A 23,572-nucleotide genomic window follows, 5' to 3' on the forward strand; every position below is an offset into this window, starting at 1 on the left:
ACACTCCCGTCCCACCGCACGCGCAAGCCCGCCGGGACTCCGGTTCGGGCGTTTCAAAGAGCCTAGTTCACTCTCTGCGACGTTCCGTGAGGAGCGCGGCGGAGACATCCCCCGATCGGATCAGGCGATGGTCACACCGGAAGCGGAGGGGGCTGCCCCACACCTCGCAGACATCTCGAAAGGATGATGTCTCACGCCTCGAAGGGCCGCGCCGGCCACGGTGCCTCCGCGGGGCGCAGTGCGTCGAGGCCGTCGCCGTTGCGGGCGGCGACCAGGGAGAGGACGCCGACGACGAGGCACGTGTTGTGCAGTTCGCCCGCGAGCACGTGCCGGACGAGTTCCTCGACGGGCACGCGCGCGTGCTCCATGTCGGCCTCCTCGTCCTCGACCTCGAAGCGCTGCCCCTCGGCCGCGGACAGACCACGGGCGAGGAAGACCCGCACGGCCTCGTCGCTGCCGCCGGGGCTCGTGTACACATCGGTCAGGACCCGCCAGTCCTCGGCCTTGACGTGGGCCTCCTCGTACAGCTCGCGCTGGGCGGCGTGCAGCGGGTTCTCGCCCGGTACGTCGAGCAGACCGGCCGGGATCTCCCACAGCTTGTGGCGCACGGGGTGCCGGTACTGCTTGATGAGCAGGACACGGCCTTCGTCGTCGAGGGCGAGGACGGCCACGGAGCCCGGGTGGACCTGGTAGTCGCGGCGGGCCGGCTCACCGTTCGGCATGACCACCTCGTCGGTGCGGACGGAGGTCTTGCCGCCCACGAAGGGAGTCTCCGTCGCCCGGATCTCCCACTCCTCGGGGGTGTCCTTGATCGTCATGCCGTGTCCTCCCACAAGCCAAAACAAAACCGGGGTGCCCACCTTTGAAGGTATGCACCCCGGCCACCGTACAACCGGTTGTGTTACTTGGAATTCTGCCGCTCGACCGAGGCCTTCACGAGGCCGGCGAACAGCGGGTGCGGCCGCGTGGGACGCGAGCGCAGCTCCGGGTGCGCCTGCGTGGCGACCAGGTAGGGGTGGGTCTCGCGCGGGTACTCGACGTACTCGACGAGCTTGCCGTCCGGCGAGGTGCCCGAGAAGAGGATGCCCGCCTTCTTCTCCAGCTCGGCGCGGTAGGCGTTGTTCACCTCGTAGCGGTGCCGGTGGCGCTCCTCGACGTACTCCTTGTCGTCGTACACCTCGCGCACGATCGAGCCCTCGGCGAGCTTGGCCGGGTACATCCCCAGCCGCATCGTTCCGCCCATGTCACCCTCACCGGCGACGATGTCGAGCTGCTCGGCCATGGTGGAGATGACGGGGTGGCCGGTGGCCGCGTCGAACTCGGTGGAGTTGGCGTCGGGGATGTCGGCCAGGTTGCGCGCGGCCTCGATCACGATGCACTGCAGGCCCAGGCAGAGGCCGAGCAGCGGGATCCTGTTCTCGCGGGCGTAGCGGATGGCGCCGACCTTGCCGAGCACACCGCGGTCGCCGAAGCCGCCCGGGATGCAGATGCCGTCGACGTCACCGAGCTGCTGCGCGGCGCCGGCCGGGGTCTTGCAGTCGTCCGAGGTGACCCACTTGATCTTGACGCGGGCCCGGTTGGCGAAGCCGCCGGCGCGCAGCGCCTCGGTGACCGAGAGGTAGGCGTCGGGCAGGTCGATGTACTTGCCGACCAGCGCGAGGGTGATCTCGTGGTCGGGCTTGTGGACGCGGTCGAGCAGGTCGTCCCAGGTCGTCCAGTCCACGTCACGGAACGGCAGGTCCAGCTTGCGCACGACGTAGGCGTCCAGGCCCTCGCCGTGCACGGTCTTCGGGATGTCGTAGATCGAGCGCGCGTCCGGGCAGGCCACCACCGCTGCCTCGTCGACGTCGCACATCAGGGAGATCTTGCGCTTGATCGCGGTGGGGACCTCGCGGTCGCAGCGCAGGACGATCGCGTCCGGCTGGATACCGATGTTGCGCAGGGCCGCGACCGAGTGCTGGGTGGGCTTGGTCTTCAGCTCGCCCGAGGGGCCGATGTAGGGCAGGAGAGAGATGTGAACCACGAAGACGTTGTCCCGGCCGACCTCGTGCCGCACCTGGCGGACCGTCTCCAGGAACGGCAGCGACTCGATGTCGCCGACGGTGCCGCCGACCTCCGTGATGACCACGTCCACCTCGTCGGTGGCCATACGGCGGATGCGGTGCTTGATCTCGTTGGTGATGTGCGGGATGACCTGCACGGTGTCACCCAGGTACTCGCCGCGCCGCTCCTTGGCGATGACGGTCGAGTAGACCTGGCCTGTAGTGACATTGGCGGAGCCGTCCAAGTCGCGGTCGAGGAAGCGCTCGTAGTGTCCGATGTCCAGGTCGGTCTCGGCACCGTCGTTGGTGACGAAGACCTCGCCGTGCTGGAAGGGGTTCATCGTGCCCGGGTCGACGTTCAGATACGGGTCGAGCTTCTGCATCACGACGCGCAGCCCACGAGCCTTGAGCAGCATGCCGAGGCTGGAGGCGGTGAGACCCTTGCCGAGAGAGGAGGCGACACCCCCGGTGACGAAGATGTGCTTGGTCGTCGTAGATTTGGGCGGCATGGCCAAGACGGGGCTCCCGTGGTCGCGGTCTGGGGGTGCGGTGCGGCTGCAGGCCGGAGATTTCCGGAGTCGCCGTCGCTGCGGTTCGGGGGTTTCGAGCCCACCGGTCCACGGGCTACCAGGGTATCAGCGACGGCGGGAGATGGCTTCCGGCCACGCTCCGCTCACGGGCCGACACAGACGCGCGTCGAGCACGGGTTTCTCACCTGTCGCTCACCCGATCGGCCCACCCGCGTTGCGCGGAGCGGCACACAGATCATCTACGTGCGTCGTATCCTGCTCGGACACTCGCTGCCGAGCCCGGCCGGGGAACGCGGCACCACCCCCGCCCGTACCCACCGGAACAACGAGAGCTCGTCAGTTCGTTGAGCAATAATTGTCGTTTTGCCACACGGCATGGGCGACTGCTTTGCTTCACCGCTCAACGACGCATACCCAAGACCCCTTGACCGCATTAGCGAATGCCCCCGTATTTCCCGGGGGCGACGTGGCCGTTCGACTGGAGTTGCACGTGGCCGGGCGCATCGAAGACTACGCACTCATCGGAGACATGCAGACAGCGGCGCTGGTCTGCCGTGACGGCACGGTGGACTGGCTCTGCCTGCCGCGCTTCGACTCGCATGCCATCTTCGCCGGTCTGCTGGGCACCGAGGAACACGGATTCTGGCGGCTGGGCCCGGCGCACGGCGCCGACGCCGAGCCGCCGACCGCGGCCCGGCGCAGCTATCGCGGCGACTCGCTGATCCTGGAATCCGAGTGGGACACCCCCCGCGGCACCGTTCGTGTGACGGACTTCATGCCCCCGCGTGACGGTGCCCCGCAGCTGATCCGGATCGTCGAGGGCGTCTCCGGCCGCGTGCCCATGCGCTCCGCCCTGCGGATGCGTTTCTCGTACGGCCGTATCGTGCCGTGGGTGCACAAGCACGAGGGGCGCACGGTCGCCGTCGCCGGCCCGGACTCGGTGTGGTTCGACACCACGGCCGAGACCTACGGCAAGTCGCTGACGACGTACGCGGACTTCACGGTCGCCCCCGGTGACCGGATCGCGTTCACGATCTCGTGGGAGCCCTCGCACAAGGAGCCGCCCGCGCTGCCGGAGCCCGAGCAGTCGCTGCAGGCCACGGAGGACTTCTGGCGCGAGTGGGTCGAGCACTGCACGTACCACGGGCCCTACCGTGAGGCCGTGGTCCGCTCCCTGATCACGCTGAAGGCCCTGACCTACGCCCCGACCGGCGGCATCGTCGCCGCGCCCACGACCTCGCTCCCCGAGGACATCGGCGGCGTCCGCAACTGGGACTACCGCTACACGTGGCTGCGCGACGCGGCGATCACCCTGTCCTCGCTGCTGCGCACCGGCTACCGCGAGGAGGCCCGCGCCTGGCGCGAGTGGCTGCTGCGCGCGGTCGCCGGTGACCCGGAGAACCTGCAGATCATGTACGGCATCGCCGGCGAGCGCGAGCTCGGCGAGGCGGAGCTGGACTGGCTGCCCGGCTACGAGAACTCCGCTCCGGTCCGCGTCGGCAACGGCGCCGCCCACCAGCTCCAGCTGGACGTCTACGGCGAGGTCACCGAGGCCCTGCACCTGGGCCACATGACGGGCCTGGCCCGCAACGACTACGCGTCCCTGCTCCAGCTGAAGCTGATCCGCTACCTCGAGGACCACTGGGACGAGCCGGACGAGGGCATCTGGGAGGTGCGCGGCCCGCGCCGCCACTTCGTGCACTCCAAGGTCATGGCCTGGGTCGCGGTGGACCGCACGATCAAGCTGATCGAGTCCGGTGACGCGGACGGCCCGCTGGAGAAGTGGCGCGAGCTGCGCGACGACATCCACCGGGACGTCTGCGAGAAGGGCTACGACAAGGAGCGCAACACCTTCACGCAGTCCTACGGCTCGAAGGAGCTGGACGCGTCCTTGCTGCTCATCCCGCAGATGGGCTTCCTGCCGCCGGACGACAAGCGCGTCATCGGCACGATCGAGGCGATCCAGCGCGAGCTGTCCACGCCGGACGGCTTCATCCTGCGCTACCCGACCTCGGGTGGCGACGAGGGCGTCGACGGCCTCCCCGGCGACGAGGGCGCGTTCCTCGCCTGCTCGTTCTGGATGGCGGACGACCTCGCGATGATCGGCCGCGTGGACGAGGCCCGCAAGCTCTTCGAGAAGCTGCTGTCGCTGCGCAACGACCTCGGTCTGCTGGCCGAGGAGTGGGACCCGCGCCTCAAGCGCCAGGTCGGCAACTTCCCCCAGGCCTTCAGTCACGTTCCGCTGATCGACACCGCGCTGCGGCTGACGGCGTCCGGCGCGTACGGCGGCTGAAGCAGGACCACACGTACGCAACGCACCTGAACAGGACCCACGACCCGCACCCGCCTAGCCTGGAAGCAGACCCAGCCCCTGATGTCGGAAGGGGGCGGCCATGGCTCCCCTCTCGAAGGCGGGCGCGGCTCTCGCCGCGCTGCGCGAGGATCTGACCGGCGACGTGTTCGCGCCGGGGGACCCGGGGTACGACGACGCCCGGGCGGTGTTCAACGCGATGATCGACCGGCGCCCGGCGGTGATCGCGCAGTGCGCGGACGAGACCGATGTCGTCCGGTCGGTGCGTTTCGCCCGGGACCTGGACCTGAAGATCGCGGTGCGCGGCGGCGGGCACAGCGTGTCGGGCATGGCGCTCAACGACGGCGGTCTGGTGATCGACCTGCGCCGGATGCACGAGGTGACCGTCCACCCCGCGGCGGAGGCGGTACGGGTCGGCGGCGGGGCCACGATGAGCCATCTGGACCGGGCGACCCAGCCGTACGGTCTGGCCACGACCGGCGGCCGGGCCTCCACGACCGGTGTGGGCGGCTTCGTGCTGGGGGGCGGCACCGGCTGGCTGGACCGCTGCTTCGGCCTCGCCGTCGACAACCTGCTCGGCGTGGAGCTGGTCACCGCCGACGGCTCCCGGACCCACGCGAGCGCCGACGAGAACCCGGACCTGTTCTGGGCCCTGCACGGCGGCGGCGGCAACTTCGGCGTGGCCACCGCGCTCACCCTGAAGCTGCACGAGCTGCCGCAGTTCTCCATCGCGCTCGTGCTGTTCCTGCCGGAGCACGGCCGCGAGGCCGTCCGCACCTACCGCGACCTGATCACGGCCGCTCCGGTCGAGACGGGCGGCGCCGTCATCTACCTCACCGCCCCGCCCGAGGAGTTCGTACCGCCGCACCTGGTCGGCACGCTGCTGTGCGCAGCACTGGTGACGTACGCGGGCGGCGAGGAGGACCTGCGCAAGCTGGCCGAGCCGCTGCTGGCGCTGCCGCACGAGGCTGAGGTCGTCGGGGTGACGCCGTACGCCGACGTGCAGTGCATGATCGACGATCCGCCGGGGATGCGGAACTACTGGTCGGCGGAGTACCTGACGGGCGCGCCCGACGAGTTCGTGGACGTCTACTGCGCCCGCGCCGACTCCATGCCCGTGCCGACCGGCACCCAGCACGTGCTGTTCCCGCAGGGCGGCGCGATCGCCGACGGCCCGCACGAGTACCCCGTGCCGTACCGGGACGCGCCGTGGGCCGTGCACCCCTTCGGGATCTGGGAGGACCCGGCGGACGACGAGCGGAGCGTGCGGTGGGTGCGGGACGTCCGGGAGGACGCCCGGCCGTGGAGCACCGGCGACGTCTACCTCAACTTCATCGGCGACGAGGGCCCGGAGCGGGTGATCGCCGGCCTGGGCTGGGAGAACGCCCGGCGTCTTGCCGAGTTGAAGCGGCACTACGACCCGGACAACGTGTTCCGTTTCAACCACAACATCAGGCCGGCCTGAGCGCCGTGAGCGTGCGCTGCCCCGCCGGGTCGCCCGCCGTCGCCGGGACCAGGGCGATCTCGTCGAGGCCGGCCTCGGCGTAGGCGTCGATGCGGGCGCGCACGGTGTCGAGGTCACCGACCAGACCGACCGCGGTGGCGGCCTCCGCGGGGAGGGCCCGTACCAGGGTCTCGCGGTCGGCGCCCTTGGCGGCCAGTTCGACGGCGGGGGCGAAGCCTGCCTCGACGAACATGTCGCTGTAGCCCGGCACTGTCAGATATCCGGCGATGCTGCCCAGGATCTGGCGGAGCGACTTCGGGTCGGGGTCGACGGCCGCGGGCAGCCAGGAGGCCAACGTCGGCGGGGTACGGCCCGCCCGCTCGGCCGCGGCGAGCAGCTTGGCGCGCAGGACGCGCACCTGCTCCGGGGAGACGATGTCCAGCAGCATGCGGTCGGCGTGCGCGGCGGCCGTGGCGATGGCGCGGTCGCCGAACGCGGCCACGGTGAGCTGCCCACCGGGCGGCGGCAGACGCCGCAGGAAGGCGCTGCCGGGCACGATCGGCTCGCCCGGCTCTCCGTGCAGCAGACCGCGCAGGGCCGCGGCGCTCTCCTCCATGGCGGCCGCGGGCCGCAGGCGGGGCCTGCCGTGCACGCCCTCGACGACCCGCTTGCTGGACGTGCCGAGCGCGACACCGACGGGCCGTCGGATGAGAGCGGCGCTCGACGCGGCGCCTCGCGCGATCGTGAGCGGGTCCCGCACGTTCACCGGTACCGGCCCGGCCGTCAACACGGCCTGTTCGGTGGCCAGTCCGATGGCGGTCGCCAGGACGAACGAGTCCCACGTCGCCCCCTCTCCCGCCCAGATCTCGCGATATCCGAGCCGGTCGGCGAGTTGCGCCACGCGCAACGGCTCCTCGACCGGGCTGTCGTCCTCACGTGCCGCAGCGACCACACTGATATCCATAAGGGCGCCGCTACCCGGCCGTCGGTGCCGTATGCCCGCGGAGATGTCGCCGGGGCATCCGCGCAGGTAGCGTCCGCTGCATGGACAGCCGCACGGACCACCGATTCGACAGCCACGGCGCCGGCGTCACCGTTCGGCGGGCACTGGAGCTGCCCGGCCTGCGCAGCGGGCTTCCCGAGGTCCTGGCGGGCGCCGACCGGCTGGAGCGCACCGTGCGCTGGGTGCACGCCGGCGAGGTGCCCAACATCGCCTCACTGCTCAAGGGCGGCGAGTTGCTGCTGAGCACCGGCTACGGCCTCGGCACCCGCCCGGCCGAGCAGCGGGCGTTCGTGCGCACCCTGGCCGAGCGCGGGATCGCCGCGCTGGTGATCGAGCTCGGCCCGCGCTTCAGCCGCCTGCCCGCCGCCCTCGTCGAGACGGCGCGCTCGGCCGGGCTGCCCCTGGTCCAACTGCACCGCGAGGTGCCCTTCGTGACGGTCACGGAGGAGATCCACACCGAGATCGTCAACGGCCACTACGCGCTGCTCCAGCGGGCGGAGGAGGTGCATCGCCGCTGCACTCAGGCGCTGCTGGGCGGCGGCGGGGTTCCGCAGGTGCTGGGCATTCTGGCGGACTTCAGCGACAACCCGGTCTTCCTGGAGACGACGGACGGCCGGCTCCTGTACGCCGCCGGGTCCGGCCCCGAGGGCGCGGATCCGCTCCAGGTGTGGGAGGGGCTGCGGGGACCGCACAAGGACGCGCCGCCGCCTGCGGGTTCGGTGCTGGTGGACGTGCCCGGAGGCGGCCCGGGGGCGGGTTCCGTGCGCGCCCGGCTCGCGCTGCTGCCCGTGCGCGCCCCGCTCGCTCCCGTGCATCGGATCGCCGCGGAACGGGCCGCCGGCATCCTGGCCGTCGTGCTGATGCAGGCCCGGCAGGAGGAGGAGCTGGCGGCGCGGGGGCGCGGCGACTTCCTCACCGACCTCGCCGAGGGCCGCATCACGGCGGAGGACGCCCCGGCACAGGCGCGCGTGCTGGGCTTCAGGCCGGGCACCAGCCCGCTGCTGCCGGTGGTGATGCGGCTGGGCGACACGCTCTCCCCCGGCGGGGGCTGGGCGGTGCTGGCGCGGGCGGTCGCGGAGGAGCTGGCGGCGGTGGGCGTCCCGGTCCTGCTGGGCGTACGACCGGTCGAGGGCCGCGTCCCTCTGCTCCTGGGCCTGCGCTCGGAATCGGAGCGCTCGGCCGTCGCGGACCGGGTGGCGGCGGCGCTGCGGGCCGGGGTGGAGCGGGCCGGGATGCAGCGGCCGGGGGCGCAGCCGCCGGTCGTGGTCGTCGGGGTGGCCGGCGGCTGGGCGGCGGCGTCGGCGGGCCTGCGGCACGCGGCCGAGACGGCGACCGCGGCGCAGGGCCTGTCGGACCGCCCCTGGTACGACGCCCGCCGCCTCGACATCGACCTCCTCCTGTGGCGGCTGCGCGACCATCCCGACCTGGCGGCCTTCGTGGACCGCGCGATCGGCCCGGTCCAGGACCACGACCACCGCTCCAAGCCGCCGCTGCTGCCCACACTGGAGACCTACCTGGCCCACGCCGGCCGCAAGGCGGAGACGGCCCGCGAACTCCACCTCAACCGCCAGACCCTCTACAACCGCCTCGCCCGCATCGGCGAGTTGCTCGGCACCGACCTGGACGACCCACACACGGTCCTGGCCCTGAGCCTGGCCCTGCGGGCACGGCGGCACGTGCCCTGACAGGTCCGGGGCACTAGTGGTCCACGGTGACCACGATCTTGCCGAACTGCGTGTTGGACTCCAGGTGCTGATGCGCCCGCACGATCTCCTCCAGGGGGAACGTCCGGTCCACGACCGGGCGGAAGGCCCCGGTGCGCAGTCCCGACGTCACGTACGCCACCGCGCGCCGCAGCCGCTCCGGGTCCCGGGAGGTCTCCGGCATCGTGTACGTCCGCATGGTCAGCGCGGGCATGCCCAGCTCGAAGCCGGGATACGGGGTGGGCTGCCCGCTCTGCGCGCCCCAAAGGATCATGGTCCCGTCGGCCGCCACGGCGCGCGCCAGTTCCACCACCCCGGGCCCGGCGACGGCGTCGAAGACGTACTCGGCGCCTCGGCCGCCGGTCAGCTCCAGCACCCGGGCCGCCACGTCCTCCTCGTCGGAGACGATCACCTCGGCGGCGCCCTCTTCCAGCAGGCGCTGCCGCTTGTCCTTCGTCCGGGTGACGGCGAGCGGTGTGGCGCCGACGCGCAGGGCGGTGTGGATCGCGGCCAGGCCGACGCTGCTGGAGGCCGCGTCGATCACCGCCACGTCCCCCGCCCGCAGACCGCCCACCTCGACCATGCCGCCGTACGCCGTGAGGTAGGGCATCCACACGGCGGCGCCGGAGACGGCGTCCACCCCGTCCGGGCGGGCCAGGAGTGCGGCCGCCGGGACGATCGCCCGCTCGGCGTACACGGTGTGGTCGTTCTGCGAGAAGATCGGCAGCACGCTCACCGCCTGTCCCACCGTGAACCCGCCCACCCCGGGGCCGGCCGCCTCGATCACGCCGGCGGCCTCGTAGCCGAGCCCGGCGGGCAGTTGTCTGACGGGCTCGATGTACCGGTCGCTGCGGAACAGCGCCTCGGCCCGGTTGATCCCGATGGCGTCCACTCGGATCCGCACCTCACCGGGCCCGGGCTCGCCGACTGTCACCTCCTCCAGTCGCAACACCTCGGGCCCGCCCACCTCGTGGAACCGCACCGACCTGGTCATGCCGTCCTCCCCGTTTCGCTCGCGCTGACGCGGTCGGCCCCACTGTGACGCACAAGTACGATAGGCGTCAAACTTTGATATCGGTCGAACTTATGCGCCGGCTCCCGTACTGTGGGCCCATGGAACGCACGCCGCCGCACCCCGAGGTGCCGCAGTTCGATCTCCAGAAGGTGCTGGAGGCCCTGGTCGACCCGGTGCGCCGCAGCATCGTCACGCAGCTCGAGGCCTCCGGGGAGGACATCGCCTGCGGTGGCTTCGAGATGGCGGTCAGCAAGTCCACCGCGACCCATCACTTCAAGGTGCTGCGCGAGGCGGGCCTGATCCGGCAGTACTACGTCGGCACCTCACGGATGAACACCCTGCGCCGCGCCGAGATGGACGAGGTGTTCCCGGGCCTGCTCGACGCGCTGACGTCGGCTCGGGCTCAGGCCAGGGGCCGCGGCAGGGTCAACTCGTCGTAGACGCTGAGGACCTGGGCGACGGTCTCGTCCTCCGTCGGCCAGGTGGCCGCCTGCCGCACGCCCCGCTCCCGGAGGGCCTCGCACCGCTCGGGGTCGCCGAGCAGCCCTACGACGGCGTCCGCGAGGGCGTCCGCGTCACCGTACGGGACGAGTTCGGCGGCGTCGCCGACGAGTTCGGGGATGCCGCCGACGTCCGCGGCGACGAGCGGCACGCGCGCGTGGAGAGCCTCCTGGGCCAGCACGGACCGCGACTCCCACCTGCTCGGCAGCAGCGCCAGATCCGCGGCGGCGAGCAGCTCGCCCACGTCGTCCCGCCGCCCGATGAGCCGCACCGGCAGCTCCTCGTCCTCGATACGGCGCTGGAGCACCGCCCGCTGCGGCCCCTCGCCCGCGATCACGACCAGCGGCAGGGGATCGAGCTCACGCCACGCGCGCGAGGCGTCCAGCAGGACGTCGTACCCCCGGTGCCGGTCGAGGGAGCCGACCGCCATCAGCAGCGGGCGGCCGATGGCGCCGAGTTCGGCCCGCGCCTTGGGCCGCAGCCTCTCGGGTTCCTCAATCCCGTCGTCCCCGCGGGGCACGGGCAGCGCCACGGCGGCCAGCCGGGCGTCCCGCGCGCCCGTCCGGCGCGCCCGGTCCACGAGGTCGGAGGAGGTCCCGAGCACCACGGAGGCCGCCTTCACGACCCGCCGCTCCAGCAGGCGCAGCAGATGGGCGCGCGCCCCCTCGGCGTGCGCGCGGTTGTGCCACGTGACGACGAGCGGGGTGCGCCGGCCGCTGAGGGCGAGCACCGCGCGGAAGGAGGCGTGCAGCCCGTGCGCGTGCACCAGGTCGGCGTCCGTGCAGGCCGCCCGCAGGGCCGCCACAGAACCCGGGTCGCTGCTGCGCGGCACATGCACGTGCTCGGCGCCGGCACCCGTGAAGTCGTAGGCGCGATCCGCCTCGGAGGGGGCGCACACCGTGACCCGCACGCCCCGCGCGACGAGCCCCGCGGTCAGGGAGCGCACATGGGCGCTGCTGCCGGCGTTGCCGCCGCCCAGCACCTGCACGGTGCGCAGCGACGACTGACCGTGCGGTGCGGGGCTGCTCACGGGGCTCACGCGGCCGGGGCTCCTGGTTCGGCATCGGACGGTCACGAAGAAACGTACAGAGAGGGACCGCGCGCGGTGGCGTTCCGCGCAATTCCTCCCCCTTCTACGCCAAGGATGCCAGGACGCACGGGTGTTCCGGGAACGCCGAGGAGCCGGTGACCGGGCCGGAGCCCATGCGTGTCACCCACACGAGTGAATCAGTGCGCGTCTGCGCGAACGCCGTCCTGTGCGCCCTCCCGTGCCGTCGGGCCCTACGCGCCTTCCCGCGCCGTCGCCAGCAGCTCCTCCGCATGGGCCCGAGCCGTCTCCGAGTCCTCCTGCCCGGCCAGCATCCGGGACAACTCCCTGATCCGGTCCTCCCCTTCGAGCACCTTCACACCGGAGCGCGTCACCGACCCGTCGTTCGTCTTCTCCACCAGCAACTGCCGGTCGGCGAAGGCGGCCACCTGCGGTAGATGGGTCACCACGACGACCTGCGCGGTCTTCGCGAGCCGCGCGAGCCGCCGCCCGATCTCCACGGCCGCCTTGCCACCGACGCCCGCGTCGACCTCGTCGAAGAGATACGTCGGCACGGGATCCGTCCCCGCGAACACGACCTCGACGGCCAGCATCACGCGCGAGAGCTCACCACCGGACGCGCCCTTGGCGATGGGCCGGGGCGGCGCCCCGGGATGCGGCGCGAGCAGCAGCTCGACCTCGTCGACACCGGACGGCCCGTAGGCGACCGCACGCCCGCCGACCTCCACGCCCTCCGGGTCCTCCGTCTGCCGGAGGTCGAACGACACGCGCGCGTGCGGCATGGCCAGCGAGGCCAGCTCGGCGGTCACGGCGGCGGCGAACCGCTCGGCGGCCTCCGCACGGGCGTCGGTCAGCGCCTGCGCAAGACCGCCCAGTTCGATCCGCAGCGCGTCCCGCTCGCCGGTCAGCTCGTCGATGCGCTCGTCGTCGGAGTCCAGCTCGGTGAGCCGGGTCGCACTCCGCTCGGCCCACACGAGCACCGTGCCGACGTCCTCGCCGTACTTGCGCGTCAGCGCGGTCAGCGCGGCCCGCCGCTCCTCGACGGCCGCCAGCCGCAGCGGATCGGCGTCCAGGTCGTCGGCGTACCCCGCCAGCTCCCCCGCCACGTCGCCCAGCAGGATCCCGATCTCCCCGATCCGGTCGGCGAGCGCCGCCAGCGCCGGATCATGTGCCCGTACGGCCTCCAGGGCCCGCTGAGCGCCCGCGACGAGGGTCGTGGCGTCAATCCCCTCGGGGTCCTCCGGATTGCCCGCCAGAGCGGCGTGAGCGGCCGTGGCGGCCGAGGACAGCGCCTCCGCGTGCCCGAGGCGCTCCGCCTCCTCCGCCAGCTCCACGTCCTCTCCGGCACGCGGCTCCACACCTGCGATCTCGTCGAGCCCGTACCGCAGCATGTCGGCTTCCTGGGCCCGCTCACGCGCGCGTGTCGTGATCTCCTCCAGCTCCACGGAGACCGCCCGCAGCCGCCGGTACGCCTCGCCGTACTTCGCCAGCGGGACGGCGACCGCGTCGCCCGCGTACCGGTCGAGCGCCTGCCGCTGCCGGGACAGCTTCAGCAGCCCCTGCTGGTCGGTCTGCCCGTGCACGGCCACCAGCTCGTCGGCGAGCTCGGCCAGCATCCCCACGGGCACACTGCGTCCGCCCAGGTGCGCCCGCGAGCGCCCCTCGGCCGAAACCGTTCGGCTGATCAGCAACGCCCCGTCGTCGAGGTCGGCCCCGGCCTCCTCGGCCCGTACCACCACCGAGGCGCCCGAGGGCAGGGCGATCCGCCCCTCCACGACCGCCTTCTCGGCCCCGATCCGCACGAGCGCCGCATCCGCCCGCCCGCCCAGCAGCAACCCGAGGCTGGTGACCACCATGGTCTTACCCGCACCCGTCTCGCCCGTGACGGCGGTGAACCCCGGCGACAACTCGACGACAGCGTCGTCAATGACCCCGAGCGACCGTATCCGCATCTCCTCCAGCACGGGGAAGACCTTACGAGGTCCGCGGCAGCGAGTGCGAGGTGCCCTTGTCACCCGGAGGAGGGAAGTGCCCCGAAAGGGGCGGGGCTGTATCGACATGCGGCTCCGCCACGTGGGCGCGACCAGCCCAGAACGACCCGCACCCGCCGACCCTCCCGAGGCACCCCCACGGTTGGCTAGTGAGGCGCCCCCCGCCACCCGGAAACCGGCAACGCGAACTTCGCCACCAGCCGATCCGTGAACGAAGCATGATGCAGCCGAGCCAACCGAACCGGCACAGCCCCCCTGCGCACCTCGACCCGCGCCCCGGGTGGCAACTCCACCGTCCTGCGCCCGTCACACCACAGGACCCCTGGCGGAATATGAGGCAGAACCTCCACCGCCAGCACGGAATCCGGCGACGTCACCAACGGCTTCGCGAACAGCGCGTGCGCACTGATCGGCACCATCAACAACGCCTCGACCTCGGGCCACACCACAGGCCCACCCGCCGAGAACGCGTACGCGGTGGACCCCGTCGGCGTGGACAGGACGATCCCGTCACACCCGAACCCCGTGACCGGCCGCCCATCGATCTCGAGGACGACCTCGAGCAGCTTCTCCGCGGACACCTTCTGCACGGCCGCCTCGTTCAGCGCCCAGTCCGTGTGGACGATGTCCCCGTTCCGGTGAACGACGACGTCGACCGTCATCCGCTCCTCGACTTCGTACGCCTTCGTCACCACCCGGTCCACGACCTTGTCGAGATCGTCCCGCTCGGCCTCCGCGAGGAACCCGACCCGCCCGAGGTTGACCCCGAGCATCGGCACCCCGGACGCCCGCGCGAACTCGGCCCCCCGCAGCAGCGTCCCGTCGCCGCCCAGCACGATGAGCAGCTCACACCCGTCGAGGCACTGCGGAGTCGCCTCCTTGACCAGCTCCACCTCGTCCGAGAGCGGCAGGTCGCGCGCCTCGTACTCCAGCACGCGCACGCCGATGCCCGATCGCAGCAGCCCCTTCACCACCAGCTCCGCACTGCGGATGGCGGCTGGCCGCCCCGTGTGGGCGAGCAGGAAAACAGTACGAGCTCGGTTCTGTGTCAACGCGGCCCCTCCGCAACTGCACGGTCAACATCGGCCGGGTCCAGTGCCGGAGCCCCGGACCGCAGCCAGAGAAAGTACTCCACGTTGCCCGAGGGTCCGGGCAGCGGACTGGCCGTCACACCCTTCACCCCGAGACCCAGCTCCCAGGCTTTGCCGGCGACCCCCCGCACGGCCTCGGCCCGCAGCTGCGTACTGCGTACGACTCCCCCGCTGCCCAGCCGTTCCTTCCCCACCTCGAACTGCGGCTTCACCATCATCACCAGGTCGGCGTCCGCCTTCACGCACCGCGCCAGGGCCGGCAGCACCAGCCCGAGCGGGATGAAGGACAGATCCCCCACGACAAGATCCACAGGCTCCCCATCGATCGCTTCAAGCGTCAACTCGCGTACGTTCGTACGGTCCTTGACAGTGACGCGTTCATCGCTCTGCAGAGACCATGCGAGTTGTCCGTATCCGACGTCCACGGCGACGACGTGCGCGGCACCCGCGCGCAGCAGTACGTCGGTGAAGCCACCGGTGGACGCGCCGGCGTCCAGCGCCCGCCGCCCGCCGACGACGAGCCCCTGCGGCACGAAGGCCTCCAGCGCGCCGGCGAGCTTGTGGCCGCCCCGGGACACGTAGTCCGGGTCGCTGCCGTCGGCGGCGACCACGATCGCGGCCGCGGTCTCCACCTGTGTGGCGGACTTGGTCGCGACGGTCTTGCCGACGGTGACCCGCCCGGCTTCGATCAGCTGACCGGCGTGCTCGCGCGAGCGCGCGAGTTTCCGGCGGACCAGCTCCGCGTCCAGACGGCGACGTGCGACTCCTGCCACGTTCGGTTCAGCTCCTACCACTAGATGCCGAGGGGGGCGCCGGAGGTTCCGGGCGGGCGTCGAGCGCGGTGAGCGCGTCGCGCAGCCCCCGGTGTACATCCTCGTACACCTCGACGTGTCCGTCCGTGGCGAGGTGGTCCGCGTCACCGAGCCGCTCCAGCCGCGCGTCGACCTCGGCGTTGCCCGTAGGGGTGCGGGGCACGTTCAGCGGAGCGGGGGCGGCGGGGTCGTACTGCGGTCCCGGAACCGCCTCTTCCGGAACCATCGCTTCCCCCGAGGCCTCGACCTCGGGCTCAGACTCGCTCATGCCCAGACGCTACCCCGAACCCCTGGGGTACCGTCGATCGCGATGGCCACGATTGAGGAGTGCCGTACGGCACTCGAGAAGCTCTCGGACAACATGCAGGGCGCCGAGGGGGACGTCCGCGCGGCGGCGGCCCTGGACCGCTCGGTGAGCTGCCTGATCACCGATTTGGACGTCACCTTCGTGGGCCGCCTCACCGGCGGCCGCATCGAGGTGTCCGACACCCTGGAAGGCCCTCCGCGCGAGAAGGCCGAGATCAGGCTGACCATGACCGGCGAAGACCTGGTGGCGCTGGTCGACGGCGGGCTGAACTTCGCGAAGGCCTGGGGCACGGGCCGGGTGAAACTGGAGGCGAGCCTGCTCGACCTGTTCCGGCTCAGGAAGCTTCTGTAGCCGTCACGCGTACGCGTGCCTTGCGCGCCGCCGGCACCACCAGCGGGGTCGCCGTCTCCGGGTCGTCGATGACCTGGCAGCGCAGCCCGAAGACGTCCTCGACCAGCTCGGCCGTGACGACGTCGCTCGGCGCGCCCTGCGCGATGACCTCGCCACCCTTCAGCGCGATCAGGTGGGTGGCGTAGCGGGCCGCGTGGTTGAGGTCGTGCAGGACGGCGACGAGCGTGCGGCCCTGCTCCTCGTGCAGCTCGGCGCACAGGTCGAGCACGTCGATCTGGTGCTGGATGTCCAGGAATGTCGTCGGCTCGTCGAGCAGCAGCAGCGGCGTCTGCTGCGCGAGCGCCATGGCGATCCACACGCGCTGACGCTGACCGCCCGACAGCTCGTCCACGTACCGTTCGGCCAGCTCGGCGACCCCGGTCTGCGCCATGGACTCCTGGACCACCCGCTCGTCCTCGGCCGACCACTGGCGCAGGATGCCCTGGTGCGGGTAGCGGCCGCGGCCCACCAGGTCGGCGACCGTGATCCCGTCGGGCGCGATCGAGGACTGCGGCAGCAGCCCCAGCGTCCGCGCGACCTTCTTCGCGGGCATCGACTGGATGACCTGCCCGTCGAGCAGCACCCGCCCCTGAGACGGCTTCAGCATCCGCGACAGGGCCCGCAGAAGCGTCGACTTGCCACACGCGTTCGGACCGACGATCACGGTGAAGGAGTTGTCGGGGATCTCCACCGACAACTGTTCAGCGATGACGCGCTGATCGTAGGCGAGGGTGACGTTCTCGGCGGACAGGCGGTTCACGGTACTCCTTGGGGTGTTCTGGCCGGGGCTGACACTCGTGCCGGCGCTCATATCCGGCCCGCCTTGCGCTCGGTGACCAGCAGCCAGAGCAGATAGAGGCCGCCGAGGACGCCGGTGACCACGCCCACGGGCAACTGGTCGGCGCCGAACGCCCGCTGCGAGGCCCAGTCGGCGGTGACGAGCAAGGCGGCGCCCATGCACAGGGACGGCAGGAGGTTCGGTCCGGGCGAGCGGGTCAGACGCCGGGCGAGCTGCGGCGCGGTGAGCGCAACGAAGCTGACGGGGCCCGCGGCGGCGGTGGCGGACGCGGTGAGCAGCACGGCGGCGACCATCAGCAGCAGCCGTACGCGCTCCACACGCACGCCGAGCGCGCCCGAGACGTCGTCGCCCATCTCCATCATCCGCAGCCCGCGCGCGTTGGCGAGGACGAGCGGCACGAGCACCGCGCACAGGGCGGACAGCGGCCCGACCTGCTCCCAGTCACGGCCGTTGAGGGACCCAGTCATCCACACGACCGCGCGGGCCGCGTCGACGAGGTCCGCCTTGGTGAGCAGATAGCCGTTGACCGCCGTGACGATCGCCGAGACACCGATGCCGACCAGCACCAGCCGGTAGCCGTGCACGCCCCGCTTCCAGGACAGCAGGTAGATGGCGGCGCCGGTGACCAGCCCGCCCACGAGCGCCCCGAGGGTGACCTCGCTCGCGCTCCCGGAGAACAGCACGATCATCACGAGCGCGCCCGCCGTCGCGCCCTGCCCGAGGCCGAGCACGTCCGGGCTGCCCAGCGGATTGCGGGAGATGGCCTGGAACAGCGCGCCGCCCAGTCCCAGCGAGGCGCCGACCAGGAGCCCGACGAGGACCCGCGGCAGCCGCAGCTGGTTGACGATGAACTCCTGCCCCCGGTTGCCGTCCCCGAACAGCGTCTTCAGTACGTCGGAGGCCGGGATGGGAAAGTCGCCGGTGCCGATCAGCGCGACGCTCGCGACGAGCGCGGCGAGCAGCAGCAGGACGACGACGGTCAGCGCGCGGACGTCCAGCCGGACAGAGAGCCCGCCCGGGGTACGCAGGGCCCGGGTACCGCGGGCGACCCGGGTGCTCTTGTCTGCGGTCTTCACAGCTGTGCCGTCCTCCGCCGTCGTACGAGATAGATGAAGACCGGGCCGCCGATGATCGCGGTGACGATGCCGACCTGGAGCTCCGAGGGCCGGGCGACGACCCGGCCGATCACGTCGGCGCCGAGCAGCAGCACGGGCGACAGGACGGTCGCGTACGGCAGGATCCAGCGCAGGTCGGGCCCGGTGAAGGAACGCACGACGTGCGGCACCATCAGCCCGACGAACACGATCGGCCCGCAGGCGGCGGTCGCGGCCCCGCACAGCACGGTCGCGGCGAGCATCGACAGCGCCCGGGTGCGGTTCAGGTTGGCGCCGAGTGCCTTGGCGGTGTCGTCGCCCATGGCCATCGCGTTGAGCGGCCGGGCGAGCGCGAGCGCGAGGACGGTGCCGACGGCGAGGAACGGCAGTACCTGCCGGATGGTCTCGTCGGTCGCGGACGACAGCGAACCCACCGTCCAGAAGCGCATCTTGGCCAGCGCCGCGCCATCCATGATCATCACGGCCTGGAGGTAGCCGTAGAGCGCGGCACTGATCGCCGTACCGGCGAGCGCGAGCCGTACGGGAGTGGCACCCCGGCTGCCGCCCAGGAACCAGACCAGCGCACCGACGGCGGCCGCCCCGAAGAACGCGAACCACACATAGCCGGTCAGGCTCGTGACACCCAGATAGGTCACCGCCGTGACGACCGCGGCCGAGGCGCCCGCGTTGATACCGAGCAGCCCCGGGTCGGCCAGCGGATTGCGCGTCAACGCCTGGAGCACGGCCCCGGACAGGCCGAGCGCGGCGCCGGCGAGCAGTCCGAGCACGGTCCGCGACAGCCGCTCGTCGACCACGACGTCGCCGTATGTCCCCGAGTTCTCGAACAGGCCGTGCCAGACCTGTGCGACGGACAGCTCCTTCGCGCCGATCGCGATGCTCGCCAGAGCGACGAGCGCCAGGATCAGGACAGAGAGGACGAGCCCAAGGGTCCGTATCGCCCGGCGGCTCGGTGGCGCGGGAGCGGTCTCCGCGCGCTGTTCTGGGGGACTGTCGACCAACACGTAGTTAGGTTAGCCTACCCTCCCATTTTCCTTGGATCCCTGGTCGGCGTCCGGCCTCGGGTTCACAGGCCGGTCGCGGGCCCATCACCCACGTTCACCGGCCGGGCGCCGGTCCGCCTCACAACCCGAGCCGTGCCAGCGCCTTACCCCCGTCCAGTGCGCAGCTGCCCTCCCCGGCCACCGTCCAGGCCGCCGCGCACAGCGCCCGGAGGCCGTCCAACGCCTCGCCCTCACCGTCGAGTTCCAACCGCTCGTCACCGGGGGTCGCCGTCCACCCACCGCACCGGAACCCGCCGTCGGACTCCGTGACCTCCGGCTGCCCGGTGAGCAGCCCGCGCAGATCCGCGTCGACGTAGGTCGGCCGATGCTGCGGCGGCGCGGCCAGCAACTGCGCGCCGTCGGTGACACCGGTCAGCACCAGCAGCGAGTCGACCCCGCCGTTGAACGCGCCCTCGATGTCCGTGTCCAGCCGGTCCCCGACCACCAGCGGCCGCTCGGCACCCGTCCGCAGAACCGTCTCCCGGTGCATCGGCGGCAACGGCTTGCCCGCCACCTGCGGCTCGGCTCCGGTCGCGATCCGCACGACCTCGACCGCAGCCCCGTTACCCGGCGCGATCCCCCGCCCGCTCGGAATCGTCAGGTCGGTGTTGGACGCGAACCACGGCACCCCCCGCGCGACGGCGTACGACGCCTCCGCGAACCGCCCCCAGGGCAGGTCGGGCCCGCCGTATCCCTGCACGACGGCGGCGGGATCGTCGTCGGCGGACTCCACCGGCACGAGCCCCCGCTCCCGCAGCGCCACCCGCAGCCCCTCCCCGCCGATGACCAACACCCGCGCGCGCCTGGGCATCTGCTCACTGATCAGCCGGGCCACCGCCTGCGCCGACGTGATGACGTCGTCCGCCCCCGTCGGTATCCCCAGCTCGGTCAGATGTTCGGCCACCGTGTCCGGGGTGCGCAGCGCGTTGTTGGTGACGTACGCGAGACGCATCCCGCCCGCGCGAGCCGTGTCGAGCGACTCGACCGCGTGCACGATCGCGTTCCCGCCCGCGTACACCACGCCGTCCAGGTCGAGCAGCGCCGTGTCGTACGCCTCGCTCAGGGCCTGCCCACTGCCCTCGGGCTTCGTCCTGACGCTCCGGCTCATTGCACATCGCTCCTCGTTCGCTCGCCTTTCCCCCGATCATCCCGCATGCCACTGACACACGTACGATGCCGGGATGAACACAGCGGGTCACTCGGAAGCAACGGCGCGCCGAGGCCTGGAACTCACCCCGTTCCGAGGCCTGCGCTACGACCCCGACCGGGTCGGCAGCCTGGCCGCCGTGACCTCCCCTCCGTACGACGTCGTCGTCCGCCCCGACGGCCTGCACCATCTCCAGTCCGCGGACCCCTACAACATCGTCCGGCTGATCCTCCCCCAGGCCACCACCCCCACCGCCCGCAACGACCAGGCCGCCAACACCCTGCGCCACTGGCTCGACGAGGGCATCCTGACCGCCGACCCCGAACCGGGCCTGTACGTCTACGAGCAGCGCGACGGCGACGGCATGGTCCAGCGCGGCCTCATCGGCGCCCTGCGCGTCTCCGAGCCGTCCGAGGGCGTGGTCCTGCCCCACGAGGACGTCATGCCGCACGTCGTCGCCGACCGGGCGGCCCTGATGCGGGCCACCTCCGCGAACCTGGAGCCCCTGCTCCTGACGTACCGCGGCAACGGCTCGGCGGCCGAGGTGGTGGAACGCGCCTCCGACCGGCCCCCGCTCCTCGACACGACCACCGAGGACGGCTTCAGCCACCGCCTCTGGTCGGTCACCGACCCCGCCGAAGTGGCCTGCGTCCAAAAGGACCTCGCCCGCCACCAGGCCCTGATCGCCGACGGCCACCACCGCTGGGCGACCTACCTCCGGCTCCGCGCCGAGCACCCCTCCCCCAGCCCCTGGGACTACGGCCTGGTCCTCCTCGTCGACACGGCCCGCTACCCCCTGCGCGTCCGCGCCATCCACCGCCTCCTGCACGGCCTGCCCGTGGCCGACGCCCTGTCCGCCCTGGACGGTCTGTTCCGCGTACGCCGTCTCGACGTGCCCTTGGCGCAGGCCCTCGACGCGCTGGCCGACGCGACCTGCGAAGGCAACGCCTTCCTCCTGGCCGGCGACGGTGCCTTCCACCTCGTCGACCGCCCGGACCCGGCCCTCCTGTCCCGCACGGTCCCCGCCGAACACCCCGCCGCCTGGCGCACGCTGGACGCGACCGTCCTGCACGCCACGCTCCTCGACCACGTCTGGCGCATCCCCGAGGACTCCCCCGCGCACATCGCCTACATCCACGACACGGCGGCCACCGTCGCGAAGGCGGAACGCGACGGCGGTACTGCGGTACTCCTGCACCCGGTCCGCGAGGAAGTCGTCCGCGACCTCGCCCGCCAGGGCGTCACCATGCCCCGTAAGTCCACGTCCTTCGGCCCGAAGCCGGCGTCGGGCCTGGTCCTGCGGGCGCTGGATCTCTGAGAGGCCCGCCCACGGGGGCATACGAAAGGGGCGGGATCCCTGATACGGGATCCCGCCCCTTCACTCACACGGACGTCAGTCCTTGTCGTCACCCTCAGGGCCGTCGGCGCGGTCCGCCTGGGTCTCCGGGGACTCACCGCCCTCGTTGTCGTCCTCGTTGTCGTCCTCGTCGTCGTCCAGGGCGTCGACGAAATCCACCCCGTCCATCTCGGCGAGCCGGTCGGAGGCGTCCGTGCTGCCGTCCCGGTCGGCCTCCACGGCCTTCGCGAACCACTCCCGCGCCTCGCCTTCCCGCCCGGCGGCGAGCAGCGCGTCGGCGTACGCGTACCGCAGCCGCGCGGTCCACGGCTGGACGGAGCCGGAAGCCAGCTCGGGGCTCTGCAGCGTCACGATGGCCGCGTCCAGCTGGCCCATGTCACGCCGGGCGCCGGCCGCGACGAGCCGCATCTCGACCTGCCCAGCCTTGTCGAGCTTGTTCACCTCGGGTGCGCCGGCCATGTCCAGAGCCTTCTCCGGCCGCCCGAGCCCACGCTCGCAGTCGGCCATGACGGGCCACAGCTCCACGCTGCCGGTCATCCGCCGCGCTGCCCGGAACTCGCCGAGCGCCTCGCTGTACTTCTGGGTCGCGTACGCGGCGAACCCGGCCGCCTCCCGCACCGCGGCGACACGCGACGCCAGCCGCAACGCGACCTTGGAGTAGCCGTAAGCACCCTCGGGGTCCTCGTCGATGAGCCGGGCGACCATCACCAGGTTCTTGGCGACGTCCTCCGCCAGCGTCTTCGGCAGGCTCTGGAGCTCCTGTCGTACGTCCTTGTCGATCTCGTCGCCCGTGACGTCCTCGGGGATCGGCAGCCGCTTGATCGGCTCGCGGTCACGATCCCGGTCCCGGTCCCCACCCTCGCGGAACCGCCCGGCGCCGCCACCACGCCGGTCGTCCCGGCCCCGGAAGCCGCCCGGCCGACCGCCCCGGTCGTCCCGACGCGGCCCGTGTCCACCACGGTCGTCCCGACCCCGGAACCCACCGCGCTCGCCGCGTTCGCCCCGGTGGTCGTCACGCCGGAAACCGGTGCGCTCGTCGTCGCGACGGAAGCCACCGCGGTCGTCATCCCGACGCTCCGGGCGGCCGCCACGGTCGTCACGGCGGAACCCGCCGCGATCACCGCGGTCGTCGCCTCGGCGGTCGTCGCGACGGCCGCCGTAGCCGCCACCGCGGTTGTCGTCGCGGCGGAACCCGCCGCGGTCGTCATCCCGACGCTCCGGGCGCCCGCCACGGTCGTCACGGCGGAAGGGGGGACGGTCACCGCGGTCGGTCCGGTCGCTCCGGTCGTCACGGCGGAAGCCGCGGTCGCGGTCGTCACGGCGAGGCCCACGGTCACGGTCGTCACGCTGGAACGAGGGGCGCGGCCCACCGCGGTCGTCGCCTCGGCGGTCGTCACGCCGGCCGCCGTAGCCGCCACCGCGGTTGTCGTCGCGGCGGAACCCGCCACGGTCACCACCACGGTCGTCCCCACGGCGGTCGTCGCGACGGTCACCACCACGGTCGTCGCGACGGCCGTGACCGCCACGGTCGCCGTCGCGTCGGTCGTCACGACGGGCGCCGTAACCACCGCGGTCGTTACGGTCGTTGTCGCGGCGGTCGTTGTCGCGCCGGAAGCCGCCACGGTCCCCGCGGTACCCGCCGCGATCGCCGCGGTCCCCACTGTCCCGTCGCCGCTGGTCGCGCTCCGGTCGATCGTCGGGAGAGTTGGTGGACATGGTGACTCCTGTCTTCGGTACCGCAAGTCATTCTCGCGCAATCGAGTACCCGATGCGCCCTGGAAAAACGAAAAGGACCCCTGGCCCCAGCTGAACGCTGGGACCAGGGGTCCTCCAAAGATTGTTCGGCGGCGTCCTACTCTCCCACAGGGTCCCCCCTGCAGTACCATCGGCGCTGTGAGGCTTAGCTTCCGGGTTCGAAATGTAACC

The 23,572-nt window shown here is 72.1% G+C and carries 20 protein-coding genes and 1 rRNA gene; 6 read left to right on the forward strand and 15 right to left on the reverse strand.

From position 1 onward, the window contains the following. Nucleotides 1-191 precede the first annotated feature (191 nt). Both ACFYWX_RS42160 and ACFYWX_RS42165 read right to left on the reverse strand, forming a co-directional pair. Nucleotides 192-818 (reverse strand): NUDIX domain-containing protein, encoded by a 627-nt coding sequence (locus ACFYWX_RS42160; protein WP_389430540.1) that lies wholly within the window; start codon nucleotides 816-818, stop codon nucleotides 192-194. A gap of 83 nt (nucleotides 819-901) precedes the next feature. Beyond that, nucleotides 902-2,551 carry a CTP synthase gene (locus ACFYWX_RS42165; protein ID WP_389430567.1) on the reverse strand — a complete coding sequence of 550 codons (1,650 nt, stop codon included), beginning with the start codon at nucleotides 2,549-2,551 and terminating at the stop codon, nucleotides 902-904. 511 nt (nucleotides 2,552-3,062) lie between these two features. On the opposite strand from ACFYWX_RS42165, the gene ACFYWX_RS42170 reads away from it, so the two are divergent. Both ACFYWX_RS42170 and ACFYWX_RS42175 read left to right on the forward strand, forming a co-directional pair. Beyond that, nucleotides 3,063-4,865, forward strand: a complete 1,803-nt coding sequence (locus tag ACFYWX_RS42170) for a glycoside hydrolase family 15 protein (protein ID WP_389430569.1) — start codon at nucleotides 3,063-3,065, stop codon at nucleotides 4,863-4,865. Between the two features lie 100 nt (nucleotides 4,866-4,965). Beyond that, entirely contained in the window at nucleotides 4,966-6,348 is a 1,383-nt protein-coding gene (locus ACFYWX_RS42175) for an FAD-binding oxidoreductase (RefSeq protein ID WP_389430542.1), read from the forward strand. Here the strand turns inward: ACFYWX_RS42175 and ACFYWX_RS42180 are convergent. Then, complete coding sequence (locus ACFYWX_RS42180) at nucleotides 6,335-7,291, reverse strand: LLM class F420-dependent oxidoreductase (RefSeq protein WP_389430543.1); 957 nt, start codon at nucleotides 7,289-7,291, stop codon at nucleotides 6,335-6,337. The two genes, ACFYWX_RS42175 and ACFYWX_RS42180, sit on opposite strands and share 14 nt — an antisense overlap. 80 nt (nucleotides 7,292-7,371) lie before the next feature. Here ACFYWX_RS42180 and ACFYWX_RS42185 point away from each other — a divergent pair, with 80 nt between their 5' ends. Then, nucleotides 7,372-9,015 carry a PucR family transcriptional regulator gene (locus ACFYWX_RS42185; protein WP_389430544.1) on the forward strand — a complete coding sequence of 548 codons (1,644 nt, stop codon included), beginning with the start codon at nucleotides 7,372-7,374 and terminating at the stop codon, nucleotides 9,013-9,015. A 13-nt stretch (nucleotides 9,016-9,028) separates the two neighbouring features. Here the strand turns inward: ACFYWX_RS42185 and ACFYWX_RS42190 are convergent, their stop codons facing one another. Next, nucleotides 9,029-10,027 carry a zinc-dependent alcohol dehydrogenase family protein gene (locus ACFYWX_RS42190; protein ID WP_389430546.1) on the reverse strand — a complete coding sequence of 333 codons (999 nt, stop codon included), beginning with the start codon at nucleotides 10,025-10,027 and terminating at the stop codon, nucleotides 9,029-9,031. 119 nt (nucleotides 10,028-10,146) lie between these two features. On the opposite strand from ACFYWX_RS42190, the gene ACFYWX_RS42195 reads away from it, so the two are divergent. Next, on the forward strand, nucleotides 10,147-10,488 hold the full coding sequence (locus tag ACFYWX_RS42195) for an ArsR/SmtB family transcription factor (protein ID WP_389430548.1): 342 nt from the start codon (nucleotides 10,147-10,149) through the stop codon (nucleotides 10,486-10,488). Here the strand turns inward: ACFYWX_RS42195 and ACFYWX_RS42200 are convergent. From ACFYWX_RS42200 to ACFYWX_RS42220, 5 genes are all read right to left on the reverse strand, one after another. Then, the gene (locus tag ACFYWX_RS42200) at nucleotides 10,452-11,588 is read right to left on the reverse strand and encodes a glycosyltransferase family 4 protein (protein ID WP_389430550.1); all 1,137 of its coding nucleotides are present in this window, start codon (nucleotides 11,586-11,588) and stop codon (nucleotides 10,452-10,454) included. The genes ACFYWX_RS42195 and ACFYWX_RS42200 overlap by 37 nt on opposite strands. A gap of 242 nt (nucleotides 11,589-11,830) precedes the next feature. Then, nucleotides 11,831-13,549, reverse strand: coding sequence for a DNA repair protein RecN (gene recN / locus ACFYWX_RS42205; protein WP_389430571.1), 1,719 nt, complete (start codon nucleotides 13,547-13,549; stop codon nucleotides 11,831-11,833). Between the two features lie 185 nt (nucleotides 13,550-13,734). After that, the gene (locus tag ACFYWX_RS42210) at nucleotides 13,735-14,640 is read right to left on the reverse strand and encodes an NAD kinase (RefSeq protein WP_133929214.1); all 906 of its coding nucleotides are present in this window, start codon (nucleotides 14,638-14,640) and stop codon (nucleotides 13,735-13,737) included. Next, complete coding sequence (locus ACFYWX_RS42215) at nucleotides 14,637-15,452, reverse strand: TlyA family RNA methyltransferase (protein ID WP_389430551.1); 816 nt, start codon at nucleotides 15,450-15,452, stop codon at nucleotides 14,637-14,639. Before ACFYWX_RS42215 ends, ACFYWX_RS42210 begins: the two co-directional genes overlap by 4 nt. Before the next feature lie 7 nt (nucleotides 15,453-15,459). Continuing rightward, nucleotides 15,460-15,759 carry a hypothetical protein gene (locus ACFYWX_RS42220; protein WP_389430552.1) on the reverse strand — a complete coding sequence of 100 codons (300 nt, stop codon included), beginning with the start codon at nucleotides 15,757-15,759 and terminating at the stop codon, nucleotides 15,460-15,462. Between the two features lie 42 nt (nucleotides 15,760-15,801). On the opposite strand from ACFYWX_RS42220, the gene ACFYWX_RS42225 reads away from it, so the two are divergent. Continuing rightward, nucleotides 15,802-16,149 (forward strand): SCP2 sterol-binding domain-containing protein, encoded by a 348-nt coding sequence (locus ACFYWX_RS42225; protein WP_389430553.1) that lies wholly within the window; start codon nucleotides 15,802-15,804, stop codon nucleotides 16,147-16,149. Here the strand turns inward: ACFYWX_RS42225 and ACFYWX_RS42230 are convergent. The 4 genes from ACFYWX_RS42230 to ACFYWX_RS42245 form a co-directional block, all read right to left on the reverse strand. Continuing rightward, nucleotides 16,133-16,999: an ABC transporter ATP-binding protein gene (locus ACFYWX_RS42230; RefSeq protein WP_389430555.1), complete on the reverse strand. Its 867-nt coding sequence runs from the start codon at nucleotides 16,997-16,999 to the stop codon at nucleotides 16,133-16,135. The genes ACFYWX_RS42225 and ACFYWX_RS42230 overlap by 17 nt on opposite strands. Beyond that, the gene (locus ACFYWX_RS42235) at nucleotides 16,996-18,063 is read right to left on the reverse strand and encodes a FecCD family ABC transporter permease (RefSeq protein WP_389430557.1); all 1,068 of its coding nucleotides are present in this window, start codon (nucleotides 18,061-18,063) and stop codon (nucleotides 16,996-16,998) included. The genes ACFYWX_RS42230 and ACFYWX_RS42235 overlap by 4 nt, the downstream gene beginning before the upstream one ends. After that, nucleotides 18,060-19,103 (reverse strand): FecCD family ABC transporter permease, encoded by a 1,044-nt coding sequence (locus tag ACFYWX_RS42240; protein ID WP_389430558.1) that lies wholly within the window; start codon nucleotides 19,101-19,103, stop codon nucleotides 18,060-18,062. The genes ACFYWX_RS42235 and ACFYWX_RS42240 overlap by 4 nt, the downstream gene beginning before the upstream one ends. Before the next feature lie 118 nt (nucleotides 19,104-19,221). Next, nucleotides 19,222-20,250, reverse strand: coding sequence for an HAD-IIA family hydrolase (locus ACFYWX_RS42245; RefSeq protein ID WP_389430560.1), 1,029 nt, complete (start codon nucleotides 20,248-20,250; stop codon nucleotides 19,222-19,224). Nucleotides 20,251-20,323: 73 nt separating this feature from the next. On the opposite strand from ACFYWX_RS42245, the gene ACFYWX_RS42250 reads away from it, so the two are divergent. After that, the gene (locus ACFYWX_RS42250; protein ID WP_389430563.1) at nucleotides 20,324-21,607 is read left to right on the forward strand and encodes a DUF1015 domain-containing protein; all 1,284 of its coding nucleotides are present in this window, start codon (nucleotides 20,324-20,326) and stop codon (nucleotides 21,605-21,607) included. 75 nt (nucleotides 21,608-21,682) lie between these two features. Here ACFYWX_RS42250 and ACFYWX_RS42255 read toward each other — a convergent pair whose 3' ends face one another. Both ACFYWX_RS42255 and rrf read right to left on the reverse strand, forming a co-directional pair. After that, nucleotides 21,683-22,459 (reverse strand): hypothetical protein, encoded by a 777-nt coding sequence (locus ACFYWX_RS42255; protein ID WP_389430573.1) that lies wholly within the window; start codon nucleotides 22,457-22,459, stop codon nucleotides 21,683-21,685. A gap of 1,026 nt (nucleotides 22,460-23,485) precedes the next feature. After that, a 5S ribosomal RNA gene (gene rrf, locus ACFYWX_RS42260) occupies nucleotides 23,486-23,572 on the reverse strand; the annotation flags it as partial.

The sequence above is a fragment of the Streptomyces sp. NPDC002888 genome, from assembly GCF_042888465.1.
GTDB lineage: Bacteria > Actinomycetota > Actinomycetes > Streptomycetales > Streptomycetaceae > Streptomyces.